The sequence below is a fragment of the Microbacterium flavescens genome (assembly GCF_018588945.1).
Taxonomy (GTDB): domain Bacteria; phylum Actinomycetota; class Actinomycetes; order Actinomycetales; family Microbacteriaceae; genus Microbacterium; species Microbacterium flavescens.
The window spans coordinates 1-23,352 of sequence record NZ_JAFIWA010000010.1 but is presented as its reverse complement, the minus strand read 5'-3'; the positions used below and the strand labels follow the sequence as shown (position 1 = coordinate 23,352).

The window sequence follows — 23,352 nt, the reverse complement described above, 5'->3', positions numbered from 1 at the left end:
TGTGGCGGCCACATAGGCTGGCCCGGTGGAGATGGCCGAACTGACCGCGCTGCTGACGCCGGAAGGACTGCGCCTGCTCGACGCGCTTCCGGCGGTCGAGTCGGCCGATGACGTCGCGCGGACCGTCACCCGGCTGCGCAGGGAAGGACACTCCCCCGACCTCGTCTCCGCCGTCGTGACGCAGTCCCGACTGCGCGCCCGCGCGTCGGCGAAGTTCGGCGCCTTCGCCGACCGCATGCTGTTCACCCGCGCCGGGCTGGAGCAGGCCACGCGGCTGTCCATCGCCGCCCGCCACGCCGGGCGGTTCCGCGCTGCCGGCATCACCCGCGTCGCCGATCTCGGCTGCGGCATCGGCGGGGATGCGCTCGGGCTCGCCGGACTCGGACTGGGCGTGAGCGCCGTGGACGCCGACGAGGTCACGGCCGCGATCGCCGCCTACAACCTCGCCCCCTTCGGCGACACCGTCACCGTGACGCACGGCACAGCCGAGGAGGCCGACCTCAGCGGCGTCGACGCGGTGTGGCTCGACCCCGCGCGACGCACCGCCGGCCACTCCGAGACCCAGCGCACCCGCCCCGAGGACTGGTCGCCGTCGCTGGAGTGGGCGTTCGACCTCGCGTCACGCCTCCCCGCCGGCATCAAGCTCGGGCCCGGGCTCGACCGCGAGCTCATTCCCGATGAGGTCGAGGCGCAGTGGGTGAGCGCCGACGGATCCACCGTGGAGCTCGTCCTGTGGTCGAAGCGCCTCGCCCGCGAGGGCGTGCGGCGGGCCGCGCTGGTGCTGCGCGGCGACGAGGCTCACGAGCTGACCGGCGCCGCGGATGCGCCGGATGAGCCCGCACGCGAGCTGGGGGCGTTCCTGCACGAGCCCGACGGTGCGGTCATCCGTGCGCGGCTCATCGGCGACATCGCTCGCTCGCTCGAGGCCGGCATGCTCGACCCGCACATCGCCTATCTGACGTCGGACGCCGCGCTGACGAGCCCCTTCGTGACGACCTTCCGCGTCGACGAGGCGATGCCCGCCAAGATCCCGACCATCAACGCCGCCCTGCGCGAGCGCGGCATCGGACGGCTCGAGATCAAGAAGCGCGGCGTCGACGTCGATCCGGCGCAGTTCCGCAAGAAGCTCACGCTGCGCGGCGATCGCGAGGCGACGCTCTTCCTCACGCGCATCGGCAGCCGGCGGCTCGCCGTGCTCGCCGACCGCGTCAGCCGATGATCGACGCCTGCGCTGCCGCGTAGAAAAGCCAGCCGGCGCTGTAGAGGATCGACACGGCGCCGAGCACCAGCGCCCATATCGCGACCGCACGGCTCTCCAGCGGCCGGCGCAGCGCCAGGATGGCGGTGACCACGCCGACGATGCCGATGGGGAATCCCCAGCCGACGAAGAGCGACACGACCAGCCCGGCGATCGACGAGGCGAGCGCCCACGCCGCCAGTCCGCGATGCGGCGGAGCGGTGGGCGGCATGAGCCACTGCGCGGTCACCGCCGGCTCGTCCGTGCCCGGCTCCGTGGGCGCCGACTGCGACGTCACGTCGACCGGCGCCGTCGGCAGTCGCAGGAAGCCCCCGCGATGTGCGCCGGGGAGAGGGGATGCCTCGTCCGCGAGCGCGACGTCCGGCGACGGCGGCTCGACCGCAGGCGTCGGCGGGATCGGCGGCGCGGGCGCCGGAATCGGCGGCGTCTGCGGCGTCTGCGGCGTCGGCGGGATCTGCGGGGTGGGAGCGGGATCGGCGGGGCGCGGCATCCGCTCGTCGTCGCTCACGCGACCGCCTCCGCCACCTGGATCTCCGTCACCGGCAGGGTCGAGTCGGCCCCGAATTCGAGGGTCGACGGCGGGCGTCCGGACATGACCAGCTCGGCGGCGAGCGCGGCGATCATCGCCCCGTTGTCGGTGCACAGCGACAGCGGCGGGATGCGCACCGTGACACCCTCGGCCGCCGCGCGCTCGAGCGCCACGTCGCGCAGGCGGCGGTTGGCGATGACGCCGCCGCCGAGCAGCAGTCGCGGCACGCCGTGGTCGCGGCACGCGGCGAGCGCCTTGGTCACGAGCACGTCCACGACGGCCTCGCGGAAGCTCGCGGCGACGTCCGCCACGGGGATCGGCCCGCCTGCGGCTTCGCGCTGCTCCACCCAGCGCGCGACTGCGGTCTTGAGGCCCGAGAACGAGAAGTCGTAGCGGTGACCGGCCATGTCGCTCTGGCGAGAGAGCCCGCGGGGGAAGCGGATGGCGTCGGGATCGCCGGATGCCGCGGCCCGATCGATCTCCGGACCGCCGGGGTACGGCAGCCCGAGCAGCCGCGCGACCTTGTCGAACGCCTCCCCCGCCGCGTCGTCCATCGTCTCGCCGAGGAGCACGACGTCGCTGGTGAGGTCGCGCACGAGCAGCAGCGACGTGTGGCCGCCGCTCACCAGCAGCGCCACCGTGGGGTACTCGAGCGGCGCGCCGCCCTTGTCCTCCGCCGGATCGAGTGCCCGCGAAGCCGGTGTATCGAGATCCAGGATGTCGGCGGCGATGTGGCCAACCAGATGGTTCACGGCGTAGAGCGGCCGGTCGAGCGACACCGCCAGGGCCTTGGCCGCACCGACGCCGACCATGAGGGCGCCCGCCAGGCCGGGACCGGACGTGACGGCGACCGCGTCGATGTCGGACAGCGCGACGCCCGACTCGGCGAGCGCGGCCTGGATCGCCGGCTCGAGGGCCTCGAGGTGGGCGCGAGCGGCCACCTCCGGAACGACGCCGCCATAACGGGCGTGCTCGTCCATCGAGCTGGCGATCGTGTTCGACAGCAGCGTGCGGCCCCGGACGATGCCGATGCCCGTCTCGTCGCAGCTCGTCTCGATGCCGAGGATCAGCGGCTCGGACCGGTTCACGTGCACACTCCCGCATCGTCGACGGACGCGGCATCCCGCGCAGCCCAGCCGCGCACGTCGAGCTTCATGACGACGGCGTCCACGTCGTCGGGCTGGTAGTAGCGCGGCCGGCGGCCGACCTCCAGGAAGCCCTCGGAGGCGTAGAGCGCCTGAGCCACCGGGTTGTCGGCGCGCACCTCGAGGAACACGTCCCGCACGCCGCGGTCCGCGGCCTCGGCCACGAGGGCGCGCAGAAGCGTGCGTCCTCGCCCGCGCCCGCGGGATCCCTCGGCGATCGTGATCGTCTGCACGTCGGCGTCCTGCGCCCCGCGCACGGCTCGCAGACCGGCGTAGCCGACCAGCCGCCCGGCCTCTTCGTCGACGACGTACCAGCCGTGCGGTGAGCCGATCTCCTCCCGCATCATGGCGTCGGACCAGGCGTCGGTGGGAAACGACGCGCGTTCCAGCGACATGATCGCGTCGAGGTCCGCGAGCACGGCTGCGCGCAGCGTCATATGCCGACCCGCTTCGGTGCACCGGGGAGCGTGACGTCAGGCGAGCGCAGGTACAGCGCGTCCGCCGGGCCGATCACGCGGTCCGCGGCGAGCGCGCGTGCCGCGCACAGGGCGAGGATCGCACCGGGCACACGATCGGCGTCGCGCCGCAGGATCCCGTCGCGGATCAGCACGGCGTCGAGGTCGTCGCGGGGGGCGAGCGCGGGCTCGGCGATCCGGATCGGCAGCCCGTCGTCGTCGAGCCCGCCGTACACCGAGTACGCGAACTCGCGCCGGCGCGCGTCGGTGACGACGGCGAACGGCTCGTCCTCGCCGTCGAGGCCACCGGTGAGGGCGTCGTGCAGAAGCAGCTCGAGGGCGACCGCGTCGTGGCTCACGACCGGCACGACGGGGATCCCGCGCCCGAGAGCGAACGTCCGGGCGGCGGCGATGCCCACGCGGAGGCCGGTGAAGGGACCGGGGCCCATTCCGGCGGCGACGTGCGTGATGTCGGCTGCGGTGACGGATGCCTCGGCCAGCGCCTGCTGGATCAGCACGCCGATGACTTCGGCGTGGCCGCGGGGGTCGGTGCTCTCGACCTGAGACCTCACGACGCCGTCCGGTTCGACGACGGCAACGGCCGAGCCGAGGGACGTGTCGATGCCGAGGATCACCCTCCCAGGGTAGTCGGCGACGCACGTGCCGTCGGCGGGGCGGACCCTACGGCCTGCGGCTGATCGTCACGCTGCGCGGGGTGTCGGCGTCGAGGTCCTCGGCCACGCGCGTCGAGGTGCCGCACGCGGTGTCGATGCCGCGGCCGTGCCACTCGCGGTCCAGCTCGATCTCCCACCACGCATCGCGCAGGCCGTCGACCATGCCGCGTCCCCACTCGACGATGACGGCCGAGCGGTCGAAGTCGATGTCGAGGTCGTCGAGCTCGGCGGGCGAGCCGAGGCGGTACGCGTCGACGTGGACGAGCGGCGTTCCGCCGACGAGCGAGGGGTGCGTGCGGGCGAGCACGAACGTCGGGCTCTGCACCGGACCGCGCACGTCGAGCCCGCGCGCGATTCCGCGGGTCAGCGTGGTCTTGCCCGCGCCGAGCGGACCGGTGAGCACGACGAGGTCGCCGGGGCGCAGCATCCGCCCGATCTGCTCGCCCAGCTGCTCCATCGCCTGGGGCGAGACGATCTCACGTGTGCCGAGGAGGGTGTCGAGTCCGGTGAGCGCCTGTTCCACATGAGGGGGAACGCCGGACGCGTCGTGGTCCTTCCCGGTCACGCGGAGACCTGGCGACGCATGACCCGCGGACCGATCCGCGTGACGATCTCGTAGTTGATCGTGCCCGCCGCGGCCGCCCAGTCGTCGGCGGCGGGAGCACCCAGCGTGGGGTCGCCGAAGAGCACGACCTCGTCGCCCACCGACACCGGGCTGTCGCTGACGTCGACGACGAACTGGTCCATCGCGATGCGGCCCGCGACCTCGAAGCGGCGTCCGCCGATGGTCACGGGTCCTGCCCCGGACGCCTGGCGCGGGACGCCGTCGGCGTACCCGAGGGGCACGAGCGCGAGGGTCGTGTCACGCGGGGCGCGGAAGTCGTAGCCGTACGAGACGCCCGTGCCCGCCGGCACGCGACGCACGGCCGCGACGGCGCCGCGCAGCGTCATGGCGGGCCGCAGTCCGAGGTCGGCGGAGCTGCGGCCGTCGAACGGCGAGAGGCCGTACATGCCGATCCCGATGCGGACGCACCCGAGCCGCGTCTCGGGCAGGTCGATCGCGGCGTGGGTCGCGGCCAGGTGGCGCAGCCGGGGTGCGAGCCCGAGCGACGCCGCCAGGGCCACGCCGTCCTCGAAGGCGCGCAGCGCCGCGCGATCGTCGTCTGCAGAAGCGTTGGAGAGATGGCTGAAGAGCGCCACGACGCGCAGCCGGCCGATGCGCTCGAGCCGTGCCGCCTCGGCGAACACGATGCGCTGATCGCTCGGGGCGATGCCGTTGCGGGAGAGCCCGGTCTCGAGCTTGAGGTGCACAGCCACGGGACGATCAGCGGATGCCGCGGCCGCCGCCGCGAGCAGCTGCTCGAAGCTCGAGATGCCGAGCTCGATGCCGAGCGAGGCCGCTTCGGCGAACGACGTGCCGGGGGCGTGCAGCCAGGCGACGATCGGCGCGTCGATGCCGGCGCGGCGCAGAGCGATCGCCTCGGCGATGTCGGCGACGCCGAGCCGGGTCGCGCCCCCCGCGAGGGCGGCCACCGCCGAGCGCACGGCGCCGTGACCGTACCCGTCGGCCTTCACGACCGCGATGATCTCGGACTCGGTCAGCCGGCGCAGATGGCGCACGTTGTCTTCGATCGCGCCGACGTCGATGGTCGCCTCGCGCAGTACGCCCGCGGGAAGCCTGGTCATCGCGCCTCCTCCCCCATGCCCGACGACTCCCCCGTGCCCGACGACTCCGCCATCACGTAGGCGATCGCGAACCCGGCGTCGTGCGACATCGTCAGGTGCAGCGCCGTGATGCCCCGGTCGGCGACGGCCTCCGCCGTCGTGCCGCTCAGCGTGAACCACGGCCGGCCGGACGCCTCGGGCGTGATCTCGATCTCGGTCCAGTGCACGCCGTCCGAGCCGCCGAGGGCCTTGATGAGCGCCTCCTTCGCGGCATACCGGGCGGCGAGCGAGCGGGGCTTGAGCTCGCGCTCCTTCACCGAGAACAGTCGCTCCACGAGCCGCGGAGTCCGCTCCAGCGTGCGCTCGAAGCGGGCGATGTCGACCAGGTCGACGCCGATCCCGACGATCACGAAACTCTCCCGTCACGCCGCGGTCGCGGCATCCGTCACCCTATCGCGGTGCGCGCGGACGCCTCGCGGCGCCTCCTACTCGACCGTGACCGACTTCGCGAGGTTGCGGGGCTGGTCGACGTCGAGGCCCTTGGCGGTCGCCAGGCCCATCGCGAAGATGTGCAGGGGAACGACCGCCAGCAGGGGCTCGAACAGCGGGCCGGCCAGCGGGATGCGCAGCACCTCGTCGGCCTTGGGCAGGACGGCGGCGTCGCCCTCTTCGGCGATCGCGATGACGCGAGCGCCGCGCGCGCGGATCTCCTCGATGCTCGAGACGACCTTCTTGTGCATCTCGGCCGACTTGCGCGGCGACGGCACGATCACGAACACGGGCTGGCCGGGCTCGATGAGGGCGATCGGACCGTGCTTGAGCTCGCCGGCGGCGAAGCCCTCGGCGTGGATGTACGCGAGCTCCTTGAGCTTGAGCGCGCCCTCGAGCGCGATCGGGTACCCGACGTGGCGACCGAGGAAGAGCACCGAGCGCGTGTCTGCCATCCAATGGGCGAACTGCTCGATGCGGGGCTGCTCCCGCTCGAGGATCTGCGAGATCTTGGCGGGGATCGCCTCGAGTTCGGCGACGTGGGCGGCGGCGTCCGCCGGCGAGACGACGCCGCGGATGCGGCCGATGTGCAGGCCCATCAGGTAGAGCGCGGTGATCTGGGCCACGAACGCCTTCGTCGACGCCACGGCGACCTCGGGTCCGGCGTGGGTGTAGACGATGGCGTCGGACTCGCGGGGGATGGTCGCGCCTTGCGTGTTGCAGATGGACAGCGTCTTGGCACCGTGCTCGCGTGCGTACTTGACGGCCATCAGGGTGTCCATGGTCTCGCCGGACTGGCTGATCGAGACGACGAGGGTGTCGGGCCCGATCACCGGGTCGCGGTAGCGGAACTCGTGGGCGAGCTCGACGTCGACGGGGACGCGGGTCCACTGCTCGATGGCGTACTTGCCGACCTGTCCGGCGTACGCGGCGGTGCCGCACGCGATGACGATGATGCGGGAGATGCCCGAGAACAGCTCGTCGAGACCGTCGAGCTCGGGGATGACGACCTCGCCGTCGCGCAGGCGCCCGCGCAGGGTGTTGGCGACGGCCTCGGGCTCTTCCGAGACCTCCTTGGCCATGAACGACGACCAGCCGCCCTTGTCAGCGGCGGAGGCGTCCCAGGTGACCTCGAACGGCTCGACCTCGACCGCGTTGCCGTCGAAGTCGGTGACCTCGACGCCGCCGGGGGTGATGGCCACGATCTGGTCCTGGCCGATCGCAAGGGCGTTGCGCGTGTGCTCGACGAAGGCGGCGACGTCGGAGCCGAGGAAGTTCTCGCCCTCGCCAAGACCGATGACGAGCGGGGAGTTGCGGCGGGCGCCGACGACGAGGCCCGGCTGATCCTTATGCATCGCGAGCAGCGTGAACGCACCCTCGAGGCGCGAGACGACCGCGCGGAACGCCGTGACGAGGTCGCCTGTGCGGCGGTACTCGCGGCCGAGCAGCACGGCGGCGACCTCGGTGTCGGTCTCGCTGCGGAACGCGTAGCCCTCCGCGAGGAGCTCGCCCTTGAGCTCGGAGAAGTTCTCGATGATGCCGTTGTGGATCACGGCGAGCTTGTCGTCATCGGCCAGGTGCGGGTGCGCGTTGTCGTCAGTGGGGCCGCCGTGGGTGGCCCAGCGGGTGTGCCCGATGCCGGTCGTGCCGTCGGCGAGCGGGACCGCGGTCAGGTCGTCGCGCAGGATGCTCAGCTTGCCGGCGCGCTTGCGCATGCCGAGGTCGCCATCCGCGTCGATCACGGCGACGCCGGCCGAGTCGTAGCCGCGGTACTCCAGGCGGGCGAGGCCGGCGAGCAGGATGGACTGGCTCGGGCGCGGGCCCACGTATCCGACGATTCCACACATGCCTCCAATGGTAGGCGGAGGCTTATGCGAGGAGTCTGAACGAAAGCGATCACCCCAGATCAGCGGCGGGATCGGATGCTGCGACCCCGCGCGCCGCGGGAGTCAGAGCTTGCGCAGCAGCACGCGCTCGACGGTGTGGTCGGCGGCCTTCTGCAGCACGAGGCTGGCCCGGCCCCGGGTGGGGAGCACGTTCTCCATGAGGTTGGGCAGGTTGATGTCGTTCCAGTAGCCGAGCGCCGTCTGCACCGCCTCGTCGTCGCTCAGATGGGAGAAGACGTTGAAGAACGAGTTGGGGTTCGCGAACGCACCGGTCCGGAGCGCCATGAACCGCTCGACGTACCACTGCGCGATGTTGGCGGGATCGGCGTCGACGTAGACGGAGAAGTCGAAGAGATCGCTCACGGCGACGTCGTGCGGTGCGGGCGGCGGCTGGAGGACGTTGAGACCCTCGACGATCACCACGTCGGGACGACGCACCGTCGTGTGGGCGTCCGGAACGATGTCGTATCGCATGTGCGAGTAGAACGGCGCCCGCACCTCGGCCGCGCCGCTCTTCACCTCGGTGAGGAACGACACCAGCGCCCGCCGGTCGTACGACTCGGGGAAGCCCTTGCGCGCCATGATGCCTCGGCGCTCGAGCTCGGCGTTCGGGTAGAGGAAGCCGTCGGTCGTGACGAGCTCGACGCGCGGCGTGTCGGGCCAGCGGCTCATCAGCTCCCGCAGGAGGCGGGCGATCGTCGACTTGCCGACGGCTACCGAGCCGGCGACCGCCACCACGAAGGGGGTCGTCGAATCGTCGTCGTGCAGGAACGCGCCGGTCTCGGCGCCGAGCCGCTTGGTCGCCTTCGCGTAGAGGGACAGCAGGCGCGACAGGGGCAGGTAGACCTGCGACACCTCGGCCATGTCGAGGCGGTCGCCGAGTCCGCGGATCTGCACGATCTCCGTCTCGGACAGCGGCTGCGCCATGCCCGCCGCCAACCGCGCCCACTCGGCACGGCCGATCTCCCGGTAGAGGGACAGCGCCGGAGAGAGGGTGGCTTCGTCTGCGGACATCCCGCTCATCGTAACGGCTGGGACGGATGCCGCGGCCGACGCGGCCGGACGCCCTGTGCACACGGGACGGGCCCGTCCTCCGAAGAGGACGGGCCCGTCGCGTGATGGATCGACGTCAGCTCGCCGAGTGGTGACCGTGGTCGGGGTGGAGGCCACCGCCGCCACCGGCCCACGTGCCCTCGGGCCCGGCGGGCTCGGGCAGGTTGAGACCGCCCGGCACCTTCACGCCCGGAACGCCGTTGACCGACTCCGTGGAGTAGCCGTAGACGAGGACCGCGAGGGCGATCGCATCGGCGTTGGTCTCGAGCGCGTCGAGGCTGACGTTGTCGATGTCGTCGCACTCCTGGTGGTAGCACGGGTCGAGCCACTCGCCCGCCATGCCGCCCCAGATCGCGGCCTGCTCGGCCGTCTTCTCGTCCTCGGCGCCCGTGAACAGACCGCCCGCCGGGATGCCGTCGAGGATGAACGCCTCGTAGTCGCTGCGTCCGCTGAACTCAGCGTCGTCGTACGGAGCACCGACGCTCGTGAAGTAGCTCTCGAAGAGGTCCTCGATCTCGACGGAGCCCTCGGGCACGACGACCGGCGCCTCGAACGTGGACTCGTCACCGTCGTACACCATGAAGATGTAGTTCGGCGAAGCGACCATGTCGAAGTTGAGGTACAGCGCGATGCGGTCCTTCTCGGCGTCGCTGAGGCCGTCGACGTAGGCCTGCGAGCCGACGAGGCCGACCTCTTCCGCGGCCCACCATGCGAAGCGCACCGTGTTCTGCGGCTTGACCTTCCTCATGCTCTCGGCGACTTCGAGCAGGGCGGCCGAGCCCGAGCCGTTGTCGTTGATCCCGGGGCCTGCGGGCACCGAGTCGAGGTGCGCGCCGGCCATCACGACGTTGTCGGCGTTGCGGCCGGGCAGTTCCGCGATGACGTTCTTCTGCGGGTGGTTCTCGATGAACATCGAGACCGTCGCCGTGGAGCCGGGCTGAGCCAGCGCGCCGCCGGCGGCGAAGGACGTGTTGACCACCGGGATGTCGAGAGCAGTCGGGTTCGCACCGATCAGCGTGACGTTGGTGAGGGGACCCTCGTTGCCCGCGGTGCCGTTGTTGAAGATGATGACGGCCTCGGCGCCGGCGTTCTGCGCGTTGCGCGCCTTGATGCCGAACTCGCAGGCGCCGCGCTGGATGAGCGCGATGTCGTTGCTGCCTGTGAACAGGGCCGGGTTGAAGTCGGCGGCCTCGCATCCGCTCGAGCCTCCGCCCGGGGTCGCGAGAGCCAGGTCGACCGGAATGACGTTGCCCGTCACCGTTCCCTCTGCCGAACCCTCCACGAAGTACCCGGCGGGGTGGTTGACGTCCTGCGGCGTGAGCTGGTGCACGGTCGGCACGGGGACGAAGAAGTCGAACTCGTCGATGGACACGTCCCAGCCCGCCGCCTCCATCGTGTCGACGACGTAGTCGACGCTCGCCTCGTACCCGGAGGTGTCGACGGCGCGGTTCCCGTCGTTGTCCTCCGCGATCTGCTGGAACGCCTCGAGGTGCTCCATGGCGCCGTCGGCCGAGACGCACTCGAGCAGCTTCGCGATCGTGTTGTTGTTGCGGTTGTCGCACTTCGCCGCGGGCGCCGCCGTCGCTGCCGACGCCGGAGCGATGGCCAGCGCGAGCGCCGTGGCCGCCGAGGCGGCGAGCGCCAGCCCGCCTCTCCCTGTGATGCGGGATCGATTCATGTTCTCTCCTTCACGTGGACGCTCATCGTCGAGCGCCGTGCTGCGGACGGGCCCCTGGGGCGTCCGCGAGCGGGGGATGAATGCCGGATCGGCATCCTCGGGCCGAGGCTAGACGGGCGATTCCGAACTCCCTAGCGAAAGTCCGGAGTTCTCATCGTGCGCTCATGCTCGTGCGCGCATGCACGACGGCGACCCACCCGCACCGGTACTGTCGACCCGTGCGCCTGGGAGTCCTCGACATCGGTTCGAACACCGTCCATCTGCTCGTCGCCGATGTCCGCCCGGGCGGGCGTCCGCTCGCGACGACGAGCCGGCGGACCGTCCTGCGCCTCATGCGCTACCTGGGCCCCGATGGAGAGATCACGTCGGAGGGCGTGGACGCGCTCGTGGCGGCGGTGGCCGACGCACGCCGGGTCGCGGCATCCGAGAACGTCGACGAACTGCTCGCGACGGCGACGTCCGCCGTCCGCGAGGCTGCCAACGGGCCGGCGGTGATCGCCCTCATCGAGGAGGCGCTCGGACAGCCGCTGCAGGTGCTCGGCGGTGAGACCGAGGCGCGGTACACGTTCCTCGCCGTCCGCCGCTGGTTCGGCTGGGCGGCCGGGCAGATCCTGCTCTTCGACATCGGAGGCGGCTCGCTCGAGTTCGCGGCCGGTCCCGACGAGCTGCCCGAGGCCGCGGCATCCGTCCCCCTCGGCGCCGGACGCATGACCGTGGAGTTCCTGCCGCAGGACCCGCCGGGCGACGACGCGGTCGACCGCCTCCGCGAACACGCCCGCGCGACCCTCGCACCCGTGGCCGAGACGTTCGGCCGGCTCGCGCGCCCCGATCACGTCGTCGGCTCGTCGAAGGCGATCCGGTCCCTCGCCAAGCTCGTCGGCTATCCGGTCCCCGGGTGGTCGGGAATCGAGCGGATGCTGCTCCCCCGCGCGGCTCTTGGCTCGTGGATCCCGCGCCTGGCGAAGATCCCCGCGTCGGCACGCCAGGAGCTGCCCGGCATCACCCCCGACCGCACCTTCCAGATCGTCGCGGGGGCGGTCGTGCTCCACGAGGCGATGCGCTCGCTGGGCATCGACGAGCTCGAGGTGTCGCCGTGGGCCCTGCGCGAGGGCGTCCTGCTGCGCTACATCGAGTCGCTGTCCTGGAGCACACCCGCGCCCTGACCGGCGCCGCGGGCGGATACGACGAAGCCTCACCTCGGTGGGAGGCGGGGCTTCATCGACAGGGGTCAGAGCGAGAGGCGCTCGCGGACGACCTCGGCCAGGCGCTCGGCGTGCGCGCTGGCGTCTTCGGCGGAGGCAGCTTCCACCATCACCCGCACGAGCTGCTCGGTGCCCGACGGGCGCAGCAGCACGCGACCGGAGTCGCCGAGCTCGGCGGCGGCCTGCGCCACGGCAGCCGACACGCCCTCGTCGCTGTTGGCACGCGAGCGGTCGACGCCTTTGACGTTGACGAGCACCTGCGGGTAGACGGTCATGATCGAGGCGAGCTCGGCGAGCGTCTTCTTCTGCCGCGCCATCTCGGCGAGGAGGTGAAGACCCGTCAGCAGCCCGTCGCCGGTCGTGGCGAACTCGCTCATGATCACGTGCCCGGACTGCTCGCCGCCGAGCGAGAAGCCGCCCTCGTTCATGCGCTCGAGGACGTAGCGGTCGCCGACGGCGGTCTGCTCCACGCGGATGCCGTGGTCGGCCATGGCACGGTGCAGCCCGAGGTTGCTCATCACGGTGGCGACGAGCGTGTCGTCCACGAGCGTGCCGCGGTCCTTCATCGCCACGGCGAGGATCGCCATGATCTGGTCGCCGTCGACGATGCGTCCGTCGGCGTCGACGGCGAGGCATCGGTCGGCGTCGCCGTCGTGGGCGATCCCGACGTCGGCGCCGTGCGCGAGGACGGCCTCGGCGAGCTTGTCGAGGTGCGTCGACCCGACGCCGTCGTTGATGTTCAGTCCGTCGGGGTCGGCGCCGATGACGGTGACCTGGGCGCCGGCGTCGCGGAACGTCTCGGGTGAGACGCCCGAGGCCGCGCCGTGCGCGCAGTCGAGGACGACGTGGATGCCTTCGAGGCGGTGCGGGAGCGATCCGAGGAGGTGCACGACGTAGCGGTCCTCGGCGTCGGCGAAGCGGCGGATGCGGCCGACCGCGGCGCCGGTGGGCTGCAGCTTCTGGCCGGCCATGGCGTGCTCGATGCGCTCCTCGACCACGTCGGGGAGCTTCACGCCGCCGCGCGCGAAGATCTTGATGCCGTTGTCGGGCGCCGGATTGTGGGACGCCGAGACCATGACGCCGAAGTCGGCGTCGATGTCGGCGATGAGGAACGCGGTCGCCGGGGTGGGCAGCACGCCGGCGTCGTAGACGTCGACGCCCGAGGAGGCGAGGCCTGCCTCGACAGCGGCGGAGAGGAACTCACCCGACACGCGGGGGTCGCGCGCGACCACGGCCGTGATGCGCTTGCCCGCCGCGCGGCGCGCGTCGGCGGAACGGCCCTGGCCCAGGACGACAGCGGTCGCCTGGGCCAGGGACAGTGCGAGATCGGCGGTGAGGGGGCCGTTGGCCAGCCCCCTCACCCCGTCCGTGCCAAAGATCGGCATACGGAGCAGGAGCCGATCAGCGCTTCGAGTACTGAGGCGCCTTGCGGGCCTTCTTGAGACCGGCCTTCTTGCGCTCGATGACGCGGGCGTCGCGCGAGAGGAAGCCGGCCTTCTTGAGGGTCGGGCGGTTGTTCTCGGAGTCGATCTCGTTCAGCGCACGGGCGATGCCGAGGCGCAGCGCGCCGGCCTGGCCCGAGGGGCCGCCGCCCGAGATGCGGACGATGACGTCGTACGCGCCGGTGAGGTTGAGCACCGTGAACGGGTCGGTGATCAGCTGCTGGTGCAGCTTGTTCGGGAAGTAGTCCTCGAACTCGCGTCCGTTGACGGTGATGACGCCCGAGCCCGGGATGAGGCGCACGCGGGCGATGGCCTGCTTGCGGCGTCCGACGGCTGCGCCGGGAACCGAGAGCACGGGGCGCTCGGCTGCTGCGGTCGCGGTCTCGTCGACCTGGGTCTCGGTCGAGTAGCTGGTGGGTTCTTCGATGTTCGCCACGAGTGTGTCCTTAGTCTCTGCGGTGCTTACTGGGCGACCTGGTCGAGGGTGTACGTCTTGGGCTGCTGAGCCGAGTGCGGGTGCTCGGCACCGCGGTAGACCTTCAGCTTGCGCAGCTGCTGCGCGCCGAGGCTGTTCTTCGGCAGCATGCCGCGGATCGCCTTCTCGACGGCGCGCTCCGGGTTCTTGGTGAGGAGCTCGTCGTACGTGACAGACGACAGACCGCCCGGGTAGCCGGAGTGGCGGTACGCCTTCTTCTTCTCGAGCTTCTGGCCGGTGAGGGCCACCTTCTCGGCGTTGATGATGATGACGAAGTCGCCGGTGTCGACGTGGTTCGCGAACGTGGGCTTGTGCTTGCCGCGAAGGAGGCGAGCGGCGTGCGAGGCGAGGCGGCCGAGGACGACGTCAGTCGCGTCGATGATCAGCCAATCCCGCTGGATCTCGCCAGTCTTGGGGGTGTAGGTGCGCGTCACAGTAGTGCTGCTTTCTTGATCGAACGGAGGTGTTCGTGAATCCCACTCCGGGGTGGTTCTTCGAGCCGAGGGCCGAGGAACACGCCAGTGGAGGGCTCACGTTCGTGGTGCCGGGTCAGCTGAGCCGCACACCAAAGATCAATACTACGGCACACGGATGCCTCGGCCAAACCGGCCCCGTACGCGCACGCTCCGGTCTCCGTGGCCAGTCCCGCCGGGTGATCCACCTTGTTGTGCGTCGGATTCGCTCGGACAAGCGCGATCGTGTCGTCGGCTGTTGCGCGAAGTGGGTGGTCCCCGCCGGGCTGAGGCGCTGCAGTCGCTGGCTGCGGAGGGTGTCGAGCACGAGACGGCGATGATCATCGACACCAGCGATGGGCCGATCGTCGTCTACGCGATGAAGACCGATCTGGCCAGGTCGCAAGCGGTGGCGGATGGATCTCCCCGGCCCGTGTACGCGGAGCATCGAGCGGTGATGCGGAGTGCCGATGACGGGCCCGCGGCCACTGAGATCGTGGGGCCGAGCGAGATTAGCGAGGCCGGGTGAGCAGGCGAGCATCCGAGAGCGCAGGGAGCCCGCGGCGCCGTCTCAGGCTCCCGCCGCCGATCAATTCGTCAAACGCGCGCTCGCTTTGCCGAGGCAGACGGCAGAAAGCGCTTCGGGGGTGATCGTGTTCGGCCCAGGCATGGCCGAGCGCCAAGCGGGGCACGACCGGGATCGGATCGCCCGGCCCGGTGGCGCGTGCAGGATGAAGTCGCCTCTGCCCTCGCGTGTGATGCGCCAGCCGCCGTGGCGGAGTTCCATGTGATGACCCGCCGCGAGCCTGTCTCAGGCGGGTGAAGGCCGCCGCGCGCTGAAGACGACGTAGGTGCCCGCCACGACGACCGCGGCTCCGACACCCAGTGCCCACCACGGGAATCCGGGCACGTCGGGAGCCTGACCCGCGGCATCCAGATCCCGCGGCGGTGTGGGGAGGATGCGCTCAGCGGTGACGAGGATGCGGTGGCTGTTGATCCCCAGGGGCGTGCACGTGACGAGGGTCACCAGATCCGCCCCGCGCTGCGGATACAGCGTCTCGGTCTCGTCGGGCTCGACGACCTTCGTCTCGATCACCTGATAGGTGAGCACCTCGCCGAAGACCTCGACGGTGAAGGTGTCGCCCACGGCGACGCGATCGAGGTTCGTGAAGAGCTCGGCGTCGGCCAGGCCACGGTGACCAGTGAGGACCGAGTGGCTGCTGTCGCCACCCACCGGCAGCGCCGTGCCCTCGAGGTGTCCGATCCCCCGCGCGAGCACCTCGTCGGACGTGCCGTGATAGATCGGCAGGTCGGCGCCGATGGCGGGGATCTTGATCCTCGCCATCAGGCCGGCGTCGTCGGCGCGCAGAAGATTCTCGTACGCCGCGTCGACGCCACCCTCGGCGACGGGCTTGCGTTCACCGGCGCCCACCACAGATGTGCCACCGACCAGCGCGGAGTTGTGTTCGACGGCATCCGTGATCGCGTCATGGCGCGACTCGGGTGCCAGCTCGCGCACGGTCGACGAGTACTCGTCGATGCGCAGGGACTGCTGGTATTGCGTGAACCACGCGGCCGTCGACGGGTACAGCAGGACGGCGACGCCCAGCACGAACCCCAGCGCGATGCCCAGCGGCGCCCACGGCATCCGTCGCCGCGAACGCCGACGCGACCGGTCGCGCAGCGGCGCAGGTCGTGGCTGCTCGGTCGTGATCGACATGGTCCGGTTCTGGTCGGGAGTGGAAGGTGTGGGAATGGACGGTGGCGAGGGTTGCGGGGGAATCCCTCGCCACCGTCCGGTCAGGATGCCGTCGGGGAGGCGACGGCGGTCGGTCGGCTCAGACGTTCGCCTTGGCGCGACGGGTCGCGACCAGAGCAGCGCCCAGCGCGATGACGACAAGCGCCGCGCCGCCGACGCCGAACCACAGGGCGCCGTCGCCACCGGTGAGCGGCAGCTCCCAGGCGTTGATTCGCGGGTTCGCGACCACTCGCTCGACGGTGACGACCGTGCCGGTCGTGGCGCCGGGCACGATGGGCAGCGTGATCGCCGCATCGTTCTCGTCGACCACGAGCGGCACGCGGGCTGTCAGTGCCTGGTACCCGTTGGGAGCCCGCACCTCTTCGAGCCAGTACTGCGTGCCATCCGCCTTCAGACCCGGGATGACGACCTCACCCGACGCGTTCGTCGTGAACTCGCCGGCAGGGTTGCCGGGGAAGGCGAGCGCGGTTCCGCCGGTCTCCTGCGTGTACACCGCGAACACGGCGCCCGCGAGCATGGTGGTGGGGCTCTCGGTGTCGACCTTGATGACCTTCACCGGCACCCAGGTGGTGTCGACGGGCTGGGTGGTGAAGTCGCTGCCGTTGACATTGGCGACGGCGGTGTTGACGATCGTGCCGGTGCCGTTGACGACCGTGTCGATCTCGACGTCGACGTTCTTGCCGCCGTTCGCGCGCAGGAGGTCGAGCCCGGCCGGGTCGGTGAACGTGACGGTGACCGGGTCGGTCGCCGAGACGGTGACCGCGTTCGCCGGCACCTGGACGCCGTCGACGAACACACGCGCGGGGGCGGTGTAGGTCAGGCGGCTGTCGAGGTCATCCGTGATGACATAGCTCGTCAGGTCGCTGCCGTCCGCGAACGCCGGGATCTCCGCGGTGATGGTCCACGTGATCGTCGAACCGAACGCGTAGGCGCCCGTCGTGTCGAGCGACTTGACCGGAGCATCGGCCACCGAGTTCTTCGGGTAGACGTGGATGCCGTAGTTCCAGTCGCCGCCCGCGGTGAGCGGGGGCAGCGGCACGGTGACAAGGAACGGATCGGCGGGAGCCACGATGTTCGCCGGGCCCGACACCTCGCGCACGAGGTAGAGGCCGATAGGCAGGGCGCCCGACGCGGCGACCCCATCGCCGTTCGTCGCTCCCAGGTTCACCGCGGTGCCCAGGCTCAGGTTGTCGGCGATGAACTGATCGGCGTCGGATGCTGCCGCGAGGCCCGCAGCCAGGTCGGCCGCGTCATCCCAGCCGCCGTTCGTCAGCAGGTCGACGTCTTCGACCGGCGTCACCGAGAAGACGACGCCCGCGATCGGGTCGGGCAGGATCCCCTGGTTCGCGCCCGTCGCCGGCGCACCGGAGATGAGCGGCTGCTCGTGCTTGTGGATGGTGATGGTGCCGGTGTCGCCGGGCGTCAGGTTCGGCCCCGATGCGGCGGATGCGGGAACCGTCAGAGCGACGGCTCCGATAATCCCCAGTGCGATTGCACCGATGGCAGCGGTCACCCGCTTGGAAATGGATGTGTTCATGTCGAGCTTCTCCCCAGAAAGTCGATGGATGGATGGATGGATCGATGGATGGATGGATGGATGGATACGGGTCGGTGATTCGGATGCCACGCGCGGTCAGGCGTGCACCCGCTTCACTCGGCGGGAGGCGTGCCAGGCGGCGAACGCGATGAACGCGGCCATCAGCGCACCCCCGAGCAGGAGATACAGATCGGATGCGGTGCCGCCGGTGAGTGGCAGCACGACGGCCGGCACATCGTCGTTGACGAAGCGGTAGAACGCGTGCTCGCCGGCATCGACCTGGATCGCCGTCGAGTCGACGTCCTGCCAGTCGGCGTCGTCGCTCGGGTCGCCGCCCGCGACGAGCTTCTGCACCGCGAGGTTGCGGTAGGCGATCGTCGATGCTCCCGTGGACTCGGCGAGCGTGTACGTGTGCGCCGGTCGCACCTCGAAGGTGTTCTGGGCGTTCGCCGTCGCCGCGCCTGCAGTCTGCAGCACGGGCAGGTCCACGCCGTCGGCGGGCACTCCGGTCAGCGTGAAGTCCGCGGGGGCGAGACCCGATCCGTCCGTGGTCTGCTTCAGGATCGTGAGCTTGGCCGTGCCGTTGGTCACGGTGCAGGTCACGTCTTGGCCCAGCGGAACCCGCACGCCCGACTGCGCGATCGTCACCGCGGTCGTCGTGCCGGTCAGCACGCACTGCCATCCCGAGACGGGAACGTAGGTCGACGGGCCGCCCGACTCCTTCAGCGTGTAGGTCGAGTCGGGTGAGACGGATGCCGCCACCGGCGTCGTCGAGCTGTAGTTGCCCTTCGGCCCGGGGAGCGCCCCTGCCGGCCCGGTCGCCTCGAGCAGCCACGTCGAGGGCGACTCGAGCCCGGGTGCCGCGACGGACTTCACGAGGTTCAGGGTCTGGGTGCACGTCACCGTGTTGGTGATCACGAAGGTGTTGAGGTCGGCGCTCAGGGTCGCGACGAAGGGCAGGTCGTGCGAAGCCGACTCGCCGTTGAAGCCGGTCAGCTTCGAGCTCGTGAGCTCGCAGCCGGGCAGGAGCGCGGCATCCACCGACGCCGTCTCGCCGACGGTGAGTTCACTGCCCTGTGCGTACCCGCTGTACTCCTGACCCCACGCGGGGTCGGCGATCGACCCGAGCACGGGTGCGGCGGTCAGCCCCTGCGGCACCGCGGTTCCGGTGGTGGGCTGCGTGTACGTGCCGATGGCGTTGCCGGCGGAATCCTCGACGACCCAGACCTTGGTTGCCTTCACCCGGGCGGTTGCCGCGTTGCGGAAAGTCACCTCAACGCGGTCCGTGACCGAGAGGCCCGAGATCTGCTGTTCCGACGGGCCGGTGAGGCTGCCGGTCGTCTCGGTGCCGTTCTGGTGGTGCACCACGTAAGCCCCCGACTGCCAGCCGAAGCCCGGCTTGCCCGTGAAGCTCTCGCTGACGGTGAGCGTGCCGACCGCATCTGCGCGACTGAAGTCGACCGTCCAGTGGGCTTCGCCGAGCGGAGTCGTGCCGGCGGTGCCCGCGGTCTGCTGGGTGGCGGCGCCGTTGCGCGTCGCGGTTCCGACGTTCGCCGCGGCGTTGAGCGTCATCGCCCAGCCGTTGGTCGCGATCCACTGGTTCTGCGTGTTCAGCGTCTCCTTCTTCACGGTCACCGGCACGCGGCAGATCGCGGAGTTGACGATGTTCTCGATCGCCGTTCCCAGCGCGTCCCACGCACCCTGGAAGTAGTCGCTCCGCGCAGTCAGGCCCGACACGGCCGCGAGGTTGCGCGCGACTCCGCCCGACGCGCCGTCGCCGATGCCGACCGCGACCACTCGGGTGCCCTGCGACTTCAGCTGGTTCGCCGAGAAGATCGCCTGCTCGAGCGACTTGGTGGTGACGTTGTAGCTGTCGACTCCGACGCCGCCGTTGCCTGCGGAGTTGCTGATGTAGTTCGGCGCGCCGTCGGTGAGGAACAGGGCGAGGTCGTACTTGTCGCCGAGTCCGGCGTTCGCCGTCGCCATCGACCGCAGCGCAAGATCCCAGTTCGTCGTCTGCGTGCCGCCCGGGTCGCCGGTGAACGTCGTGATGTCGGACTTGATCGCCGCAAGAGAGGTGTCGACACTGCGCGGTGTCGGCGCCTGCCAGCCGGAGCGCGCGGGCGAGCTCGCGCCGAAGGTGAAGAGCGCGACCTGCGTGCCCGTGCCGACGAGGCTGTCCACGAGGCCGAGCAGGGCCGCCCGGTACTGACCGCGCTGACTGGCGCTCACCGAGTCGGAGAGGTCCATCTGGATGGCGATCCGCAGACCCTCCTGGCACGACAGCGAGATGGCGGGATTCGCGAGGGATGCCGCGACCACCGAACTCCGGGTGTTGACGCCCGAGCTGCCCAGCGCCTGGTTCGGGAACGAGACCGTCTGGCCCGCCTTGAGCTGGGGAGTGCGGCCGGCGTACCAGAACGGAGTCGTGGGTCCGGAGTACGAGCCCAGCATGAGCGTCTCGTTGCTGTAGGTCGCGGCGTTCGCCACCTGAGCCACGAAGTAGCTCTTGCCGAGGGCGGAAGCCCCCTCGACCGAGATCGTGCACGACGTCGCGGGTGCGGCGCCGATCGTGCAGGAGAACGGCGTCGCGGCTCCTGGGCGATAGGGATTGGCCGTCGAGCCCGTTCCGGCGACCTCGTGCAGCCGGTACGTCATTCCGGCGAGGTGCGCCGGGTTCGACAGATCGGCCGGCGTCGACTCCTTGCGCAGAACGCGGGCGTCGATGACGACCGAGGCTCCCGTGGCGAGAGCCGTCGACCGGTCGGCGACGACGCCCGTGTCGATCAGAGCCGCAGAGGCCGGCGCGAACCCGCCGACGACCATGGCGCCGGCCAGCACCGTGGCGAGGATCGCAGACACCGAGAACCGGCTTCCGCGACGCGCGTCGGCACGATCCAGAGTTTCAAGGCGCGGTGAAGCGTCATTTCGCATTGCTGCCCCCCAGAGGCATCACTGCAGAGGCGGCCCCTAACCCATCGCACCCCCACGGCGCGCGGGCTCCGCCCACTGTTTGCGTTGTCGCGAACGTGCACGCCGATGAATTCGGGTACCCGGCGCCGCGTATGCGACAACTCTCATGAACCTAGGGGACTTATATGCCCGAACTCAAATCGCCGTGGAGTCTGAAGGGAAAACCCGGGCTGATCCTGAGGTTCGGCAGGTGTTGCGACAGCGTCAGCAGATGTCGAGCCGCTCCACCGCGGGGTACATCGCACCCGGGCCGCCCACCAGCGTCACCTTCGAGGCCCTCGTGCGCCCCACCTCGGCGGCGGTCTCCGGCGGCACGCACCCCGCCCAGACGACGAACAGCGGCGCCCCCTTCGCAGCGGCGAGCGACGCCCCGGAGAGCGCATCCGGGAAGTCGAGTCCCGTCGCCCAGAAGTGGCCCGCCGGCGGCGCCGTGGGGAAGGCCTCGCGGTTGACCGCGACGCTGGTCTCGAAGCGCGTCGGGCCGGAGAGGCGCGTGACGGGCGCCAGCCGGCCGAGCTCGGTGGCGACGCCGGTGCTCACGGCTCCCGTTCCCCCGGCGATCAGGATGCGCGTCGGTGCGAGGGCCGTGATCGCCCGCCGAGATGCCGCGTCCAGACCACCGCTGCGCCCATCGACCAGCACCACCGGGGCGCCACGGCTGGCGGCCGCGGCTGCGGCTGCCAGCGCGTCGGCGTGGGTGCGTCCGGTGGCGACGTAGACGAACGAGGACCGCGATCGGAACGAGTCCGCGATGATCGCGCGGGCGGTCTCGTACCGGTCCGCGCCCGCGAGGCGCTTCACCTTCGCCCCCGGGACCCGGCGCTGCACCTGCGCCACGATCGACTGGGGAACCGCACCGGTGCCGCCGACCACGACGATCCGAGCGGGGTCGAGCTGCGAGATACGGGCGAGCACCGACGCGGGCACCGTACCCTGGGACGGCACCAGCAGCAGCGGACCGCCCTCGAGGGCAGCCGCCGGCGCGGCGGCGAGCGCATCGGGGAACGCCGTTCCCGTCGCGAGGTAGACCACGGCGGCCTTGCCGGGGAACGCCGCCTTCGAGACCTCCGCGGCCGTCAGGTACCGGTCCGCGCCGGCGATGCGCGCGGTGGCCGGACCCGTGACCGTCTGCGGCCGCGTCGCAATCGGCGCCACCGCGTACCCCGGTCGGACTCCGGTGACGCGGACGCTGATGCTCCGGCCGATGTCCGTCTCCTCCAGCAGGTACGTCGACCGCGTCGCACCGCGGACAGGGCTGCCGTCTCGCAGCCACTGGTACCGCACGGCGTTGGCTCGCGGCATCCAATCGTCTGCCGTCACTCCCGCCACCGACAGCGTGCTTCCGTAGTGCACGGGCCCGACGATCGCCGGAGTGGGCAGCGTGGTGAACTCGAGCGGGGTGTCCCGGAAGTCGATCGCGACCGTGGCCCGCTCGGGCGTCGTCTCGAGCACGGTCACCGTGAGTGCACCGGTGTAGGTGGTATGGCTGTGTCCGGGCCCCATCCAGGCAGCGTGCGACGCCAGCTCCGTGTGGCGCTGAAGCACCGTCGAGTAGCCGATGGTGCACGCCACGACCGTGCAGGAGTTCGGGATGCCCCGCATCACGCGCACTCCGGGCGCGAACGTCGTCGTCCCGACGGCGCCCGGCCACTGCGCGTAGAGGCTCTGCGCATCGCGCCCGGTCCCGGACCGGTACTCGACGTACACCTGTTCGCCGGTGAGCGCGTCGACGAGCTCCAGCCCGCGGACGCCCGAGTCCGCCGAGATCGGTGCGAGCTCGACGACCTGCGCCTCACCGCCGGCGATCGTCAGCGTGAGCAGGTCGGATCCTCGCGGCAGCGCATCGAGCTGGGCCTTGTGCACGACGGAGAGTGCGGCGATGTCGCGCAGGCTGGACACGACGCGAGCACCCGTCACGGGGTCGGTCACCCAGTGCCCGCCGCCCATCACGTCGTAGCGGTCCTGATACTCGGCGTCGACGCAGTCGGGGTCGGCCGGAGCCTGACGCGCCGCGTCGAACGAGCTGTCGGTCGTCGGCGCGCGGCACACGCGGGCGTTCGAGTGGGGCAGTCCGAGGTTGTGCCCGAACTCGTGGAAAGTCACCTGATCCCACTCCGCCGGGCGGTCGAGCTCGATCGATCCCCAGATCAGACCGCCCGACCCGACACCGTCGCCGAGCGTGCCGAGCCCCACCGCGGGCCCGCAAGCGGCCGCCGGAGCCAGCACGACGAGATGGCTCGCGGTCGAACCGCTCCAATAGGACTGCTCGGTGCGTCCGAACTGGCCGGCCGCGTACGCCCACGCCCGGTCCGCGTCGCAGGGGTCGAACGCGACGGTGCGGAACTGGACGGCTGTCCGAAGGGTGACGCTGCTGACCTGTCCGGCCGACTGGGACGCCCAGAACTCGCTCAAGCGCGAGATCGCCGCCTGCATGTGGGCGGCAGTCGGCGCGGCGGTTCCGGCGCGGGCGACCCACATCACGTCCAGGGTGTGCGGGCGGGGCGCAGCCAGCGCCTGGACCTGTCGGGGGGTGGGCGTCGCTTCGGGCGCGGGTGCCGGCGGCGCGATCTGCGCATCGACGACGGTCAGCGCGACGTCTTCGGTGGCGGCGATGTCTGCGGCGATCGCAGCCGCCTCCGGCCCGGCGGGGTCGACGGCGCGCGCGGCGACCTCGTCGGCC

20 protein-coding genes are annotated in these 23,352 nt (G+C 71.1%); 3 read left to right on the top strand and 17 right to left on the bottom strand.

Going from position 1 to position 23,352, the window contains the following annotated elements; all coding sequences use genetic code 11:
• Window positions 1–25 precede the first annotated feature (25 nt).
• Window positions 26–1,219 carry a THUMP-like domain-containing protein gene (locus JX005_RS15240; RefSeq protein WP_214468444.1) on the top strand — a complete coding sequence of 398 codons (1,194 nt, stop codon included), beginning with the start codon at window positions 26–28 and terminating at the stop codon, window positions 1,217–1,219.
• Here the strand turns inward: JX005_RS15240 and JX005_RS15235 are convergent.
• The 10 genes from JX005_RS15235 to JX005_RS16320 all read right to left on the bottom strand — a co-directional run bounded on the left by JX005_RS15235 (window position 1,209) and on the right by JX005_RS16320 (window position 10,832).
• On the bottom strand, window positions 1,209–1,766 hold the full coding sequence (locus JX005_RS15235; protein WP_307858613.1) for a DUF4190 domain-containing protein: 558 nt from the start codon (window positions 1,764–1,766) through the stop codon (window positions 1,209–1,211). The genes JX005_RS15240 and JX005_RS15235 overlap by 11 nt on opposite strands.
• Window positions 1,763–2,875, bottom strand: coding sequence for a tRNA (adenosine(37)-N6)-threonylcarbamoyltransferase complex transferase subunit TsaD (gene tsaD, locus JX005_RS15230; protein WP_214468443.1), 1,113 nt, complete (start codon window positions 2,873–2,875; stop codon window positions 1,763–1,765). The genes JX005_RS15235 and tsaD overlap by 4 nt, the downstream gene beginning before the upstream one ends.
• A complete protein-coding gene (gene rimI, locus JX005_RS15225; protein WP_214468442.1) occupies window positions 2,872–3,369 on the bottom strand; it encodes a ribosomal protein S18-alanine N-acetyltransferase in 498 nt (165 codons plus the stop codon). Before rimI ends, tsaD begins: the two co-directional genes overlap by 4 nt.
• Window positions 3,366–4,022: a tRNA (adenosine(37)-N6)-threonylcarbamoyltransferase complex dimerization subunit type 1 TsaB gene (gene tsaB, locus JX005_RS15220; RefSeq protein ID WP_214468441.1), complete on the bottom strand. Its 657-nt coding sequence runs from the start codon at window positions 4,020–4,022 to the stop codon at window positions 3,366–3,368. The genes rimI and tsaB overlap by 4 nt, the downstream gene beginning before the upstream one ends.
• 46 nt (window positions 4,023–4,068) lie before the next feature.
• Window positions 4,069–4,518, bottom strand: coding sequence for a tRNA (adenosine(37)-N6)-threonylcarbamoyltransferase complex ATPase subunit type 1 TsaE (tsaE, locus tag JX005_RS15215; RefSeq protein ID WP_214468466.1), 450 nt, complete (start codon window positions 4,516–4,518; stop codon window positions 4,069–4,071).
• Between the two features lie 104 nt (window positions 4,519–4,622).
• Window positions 4,623–5,747, bottom strand: coding sequence for an alanine racemase (alr, locus tag JX005_RS15210; protein ID WP_214468440.1), 1,125 nt, complete (start codon window positions 5,745–5,747; stop codon window positions 4,623–4,625).
• Window positions 5,744–6,136 (bottom strand): holo-ACP synthase, encoded by a 393-nt coding sequence (locus JX005_RS15205; RefSeq protein ID WP_214468439.1) that lies wholly within the window; start codon window positions 6,134–6,136, stop codon window positions 5,744–5,746. Before JX005_RS15205 ends, alr begins: the two co-directional genes overlap by 4 nt.
• Window positions 6,137–6,211: 75 nt before the next feature.
• Window positions 6,212–8,062: a glutamine--fructose-6-phosphate transaminase (isomerizing) gene (gene glmS / locus JX005_RS15200; RefSeq protein WP_214468438.1), complete on the bottom strand. Its 1,851-nt coding sequence runs from the start codon at window positions 8,060–8,062 to the stop codon at window positions 6,212–6,214.
• Between the two features lie 102 nt (window positions 8,063–8,164).
• Window positions 8,165–9,115 (bottom strand): type I pantothenate kinase, encoded by a 951-nt coding sequence (gene coaA, locus JX005_RS15195; RefSeq protein WP_214468437.1) that lies wholly within the window; start codon window positions 9,113–9,115, stop codon window positions 8,165–8,167.
• A 115-nt stretch (window positions 9,116–9,230) separates the two neighbouring features.
• A complete protein-coding gene (locus JX005_RS16320) occupies window positions 9,231–10,832 on the bottom strand; it encodes a M20/M25/M40 family metallo-hydrolase (RefSeq protein WP_214468436.1) in 1,602 nt (533 codons plus the stop codon).
• A gap of 218 nt (window positions 10,833–11,050) precedes the next feature.
• Between JX005_RS16320 and JX005_RS15185 the strand changes: the two genes are divergently transcribed.
• Window positions 11,051–11,995: a Ppx/GppA phosphatase family protein gene (locus JX005_RS15185; RefSeq protein ID WP_214468435.1), complete on the top strand. Its 945-nt coding sequence runs from the start codon at window positions 11,051–11,053 to the stop codon at window positions 11,993–11,995.
• 65 nt (window positions 11,996–12,060) lie between these two features.
• Here JX005_RS15185 and glmM read toward each other — a convergent pair whose 3' ends face one another.
• Genes glmM through rplM form a run of 3 tightly spaced genes read right to left on the bottom strand, consistent with a single transcriptional unit; the run spans window position 12,061 to window position 14,385 of the window.
• Entirely contained in the window at window positions 12,061–13,419 is a 1,359-nt protein-coding gene (glmM, locus tag JX005_RS15180; protein ID WP_214468434.1) for a phosphoglucosamine mutase, read from the bottom strand.
• Window positions 13,420–13,435: 16 nt separating this feature from the next.
• Window positions 13,436–13,912: a 30S ribosomal protein S9 gene (rpsI, locus tag JX005_RS15175; protein WP_214468433.1), complete on the bottom strand. Its 477-nt coding sequence runs from the start codon at window positions 13,910–13,912 to the stop codon at window positions 13,436–13,438.
• A 26-nt stretch (window positions 13,913–13,938) separates the two neighbouring features.
• Entirely contained in the window at window positions 13,939–14,385 is a 447-nt protein-coding gene (gene rplM / locus JX005_RS15170) for a 50S ribosomal protein L13 (protein ID WP_214468432.1), read from the bottom strand.
• A 355-nt stretch (window positions 14,386–14,740) separates the two neighbouring features.
• Here rplM and JX005_RS15165 point away from each other — a divergent pair, with 355 nt between their 5' ends.
• Window positions 14,741–14,932, top strand: a complete 192-nt coding sequence (locus JX005_RS15165; RefSeq protein ID WP_214468431.1) for a hypothetical protein — start codon at window positions 14,741–14,743, stop codon at window positions 14,930–14,932.
• A gap of 282 nt (window positions 14,933–15,214) precedes the next feature.
• On the opposite strand, the gene JX005_RS15160 is transcribed toward JX005_RS15165, so the two are convergent.
• The 4 genes from JX005_RS15160 to JX005_RS15145 all read right to left on the bottom strand — a co-directional run.
• Entirely contained in the window at window positions 15,215–16,123 is a 909-nt protein-coding gene (locus JX005_RS15160) for a class C sortase (RefSeq protein WP_246534056.1), read from the bottom strand.
• A gap of 118 nt (window positions 16,124–16,241) precedes the next feature.
• A complete protein-coding gene (locus JX005_RS15155; RefSeq protein ID WP_214468430.1) occupies window positions 16,242–17,699 on the bottom strand; it encodes a SpaH/EbpB family LPXTG-anchored major pilin in 1,458 nt (485 codons plus the stop codon).
• A gap of 96 nt (window positions 17,700–17,795) precedes the next feature.
• A complete protein-coding gene (locus tag JX005_RS16435) occupies window positions 17,796–20,561 on the bottom strand; it encodes a VWA domain-containing protein (RefSeq protein ID WP_214468429.1) in 2,766 nt (921 codons plus the stop codon).
• Window positions 20,562–20,876: 315 nt separating this feature from the next.
• Window positions 20,877–23,352, bottom strand: a 2,476-nt coding sequence (locus tag JX005_RS15145) for a cell wall-binding repeat-containing protein (RefSeq protein ID WP_214468428.1), incomplete at its 5' end; no start/stop codon positions are given.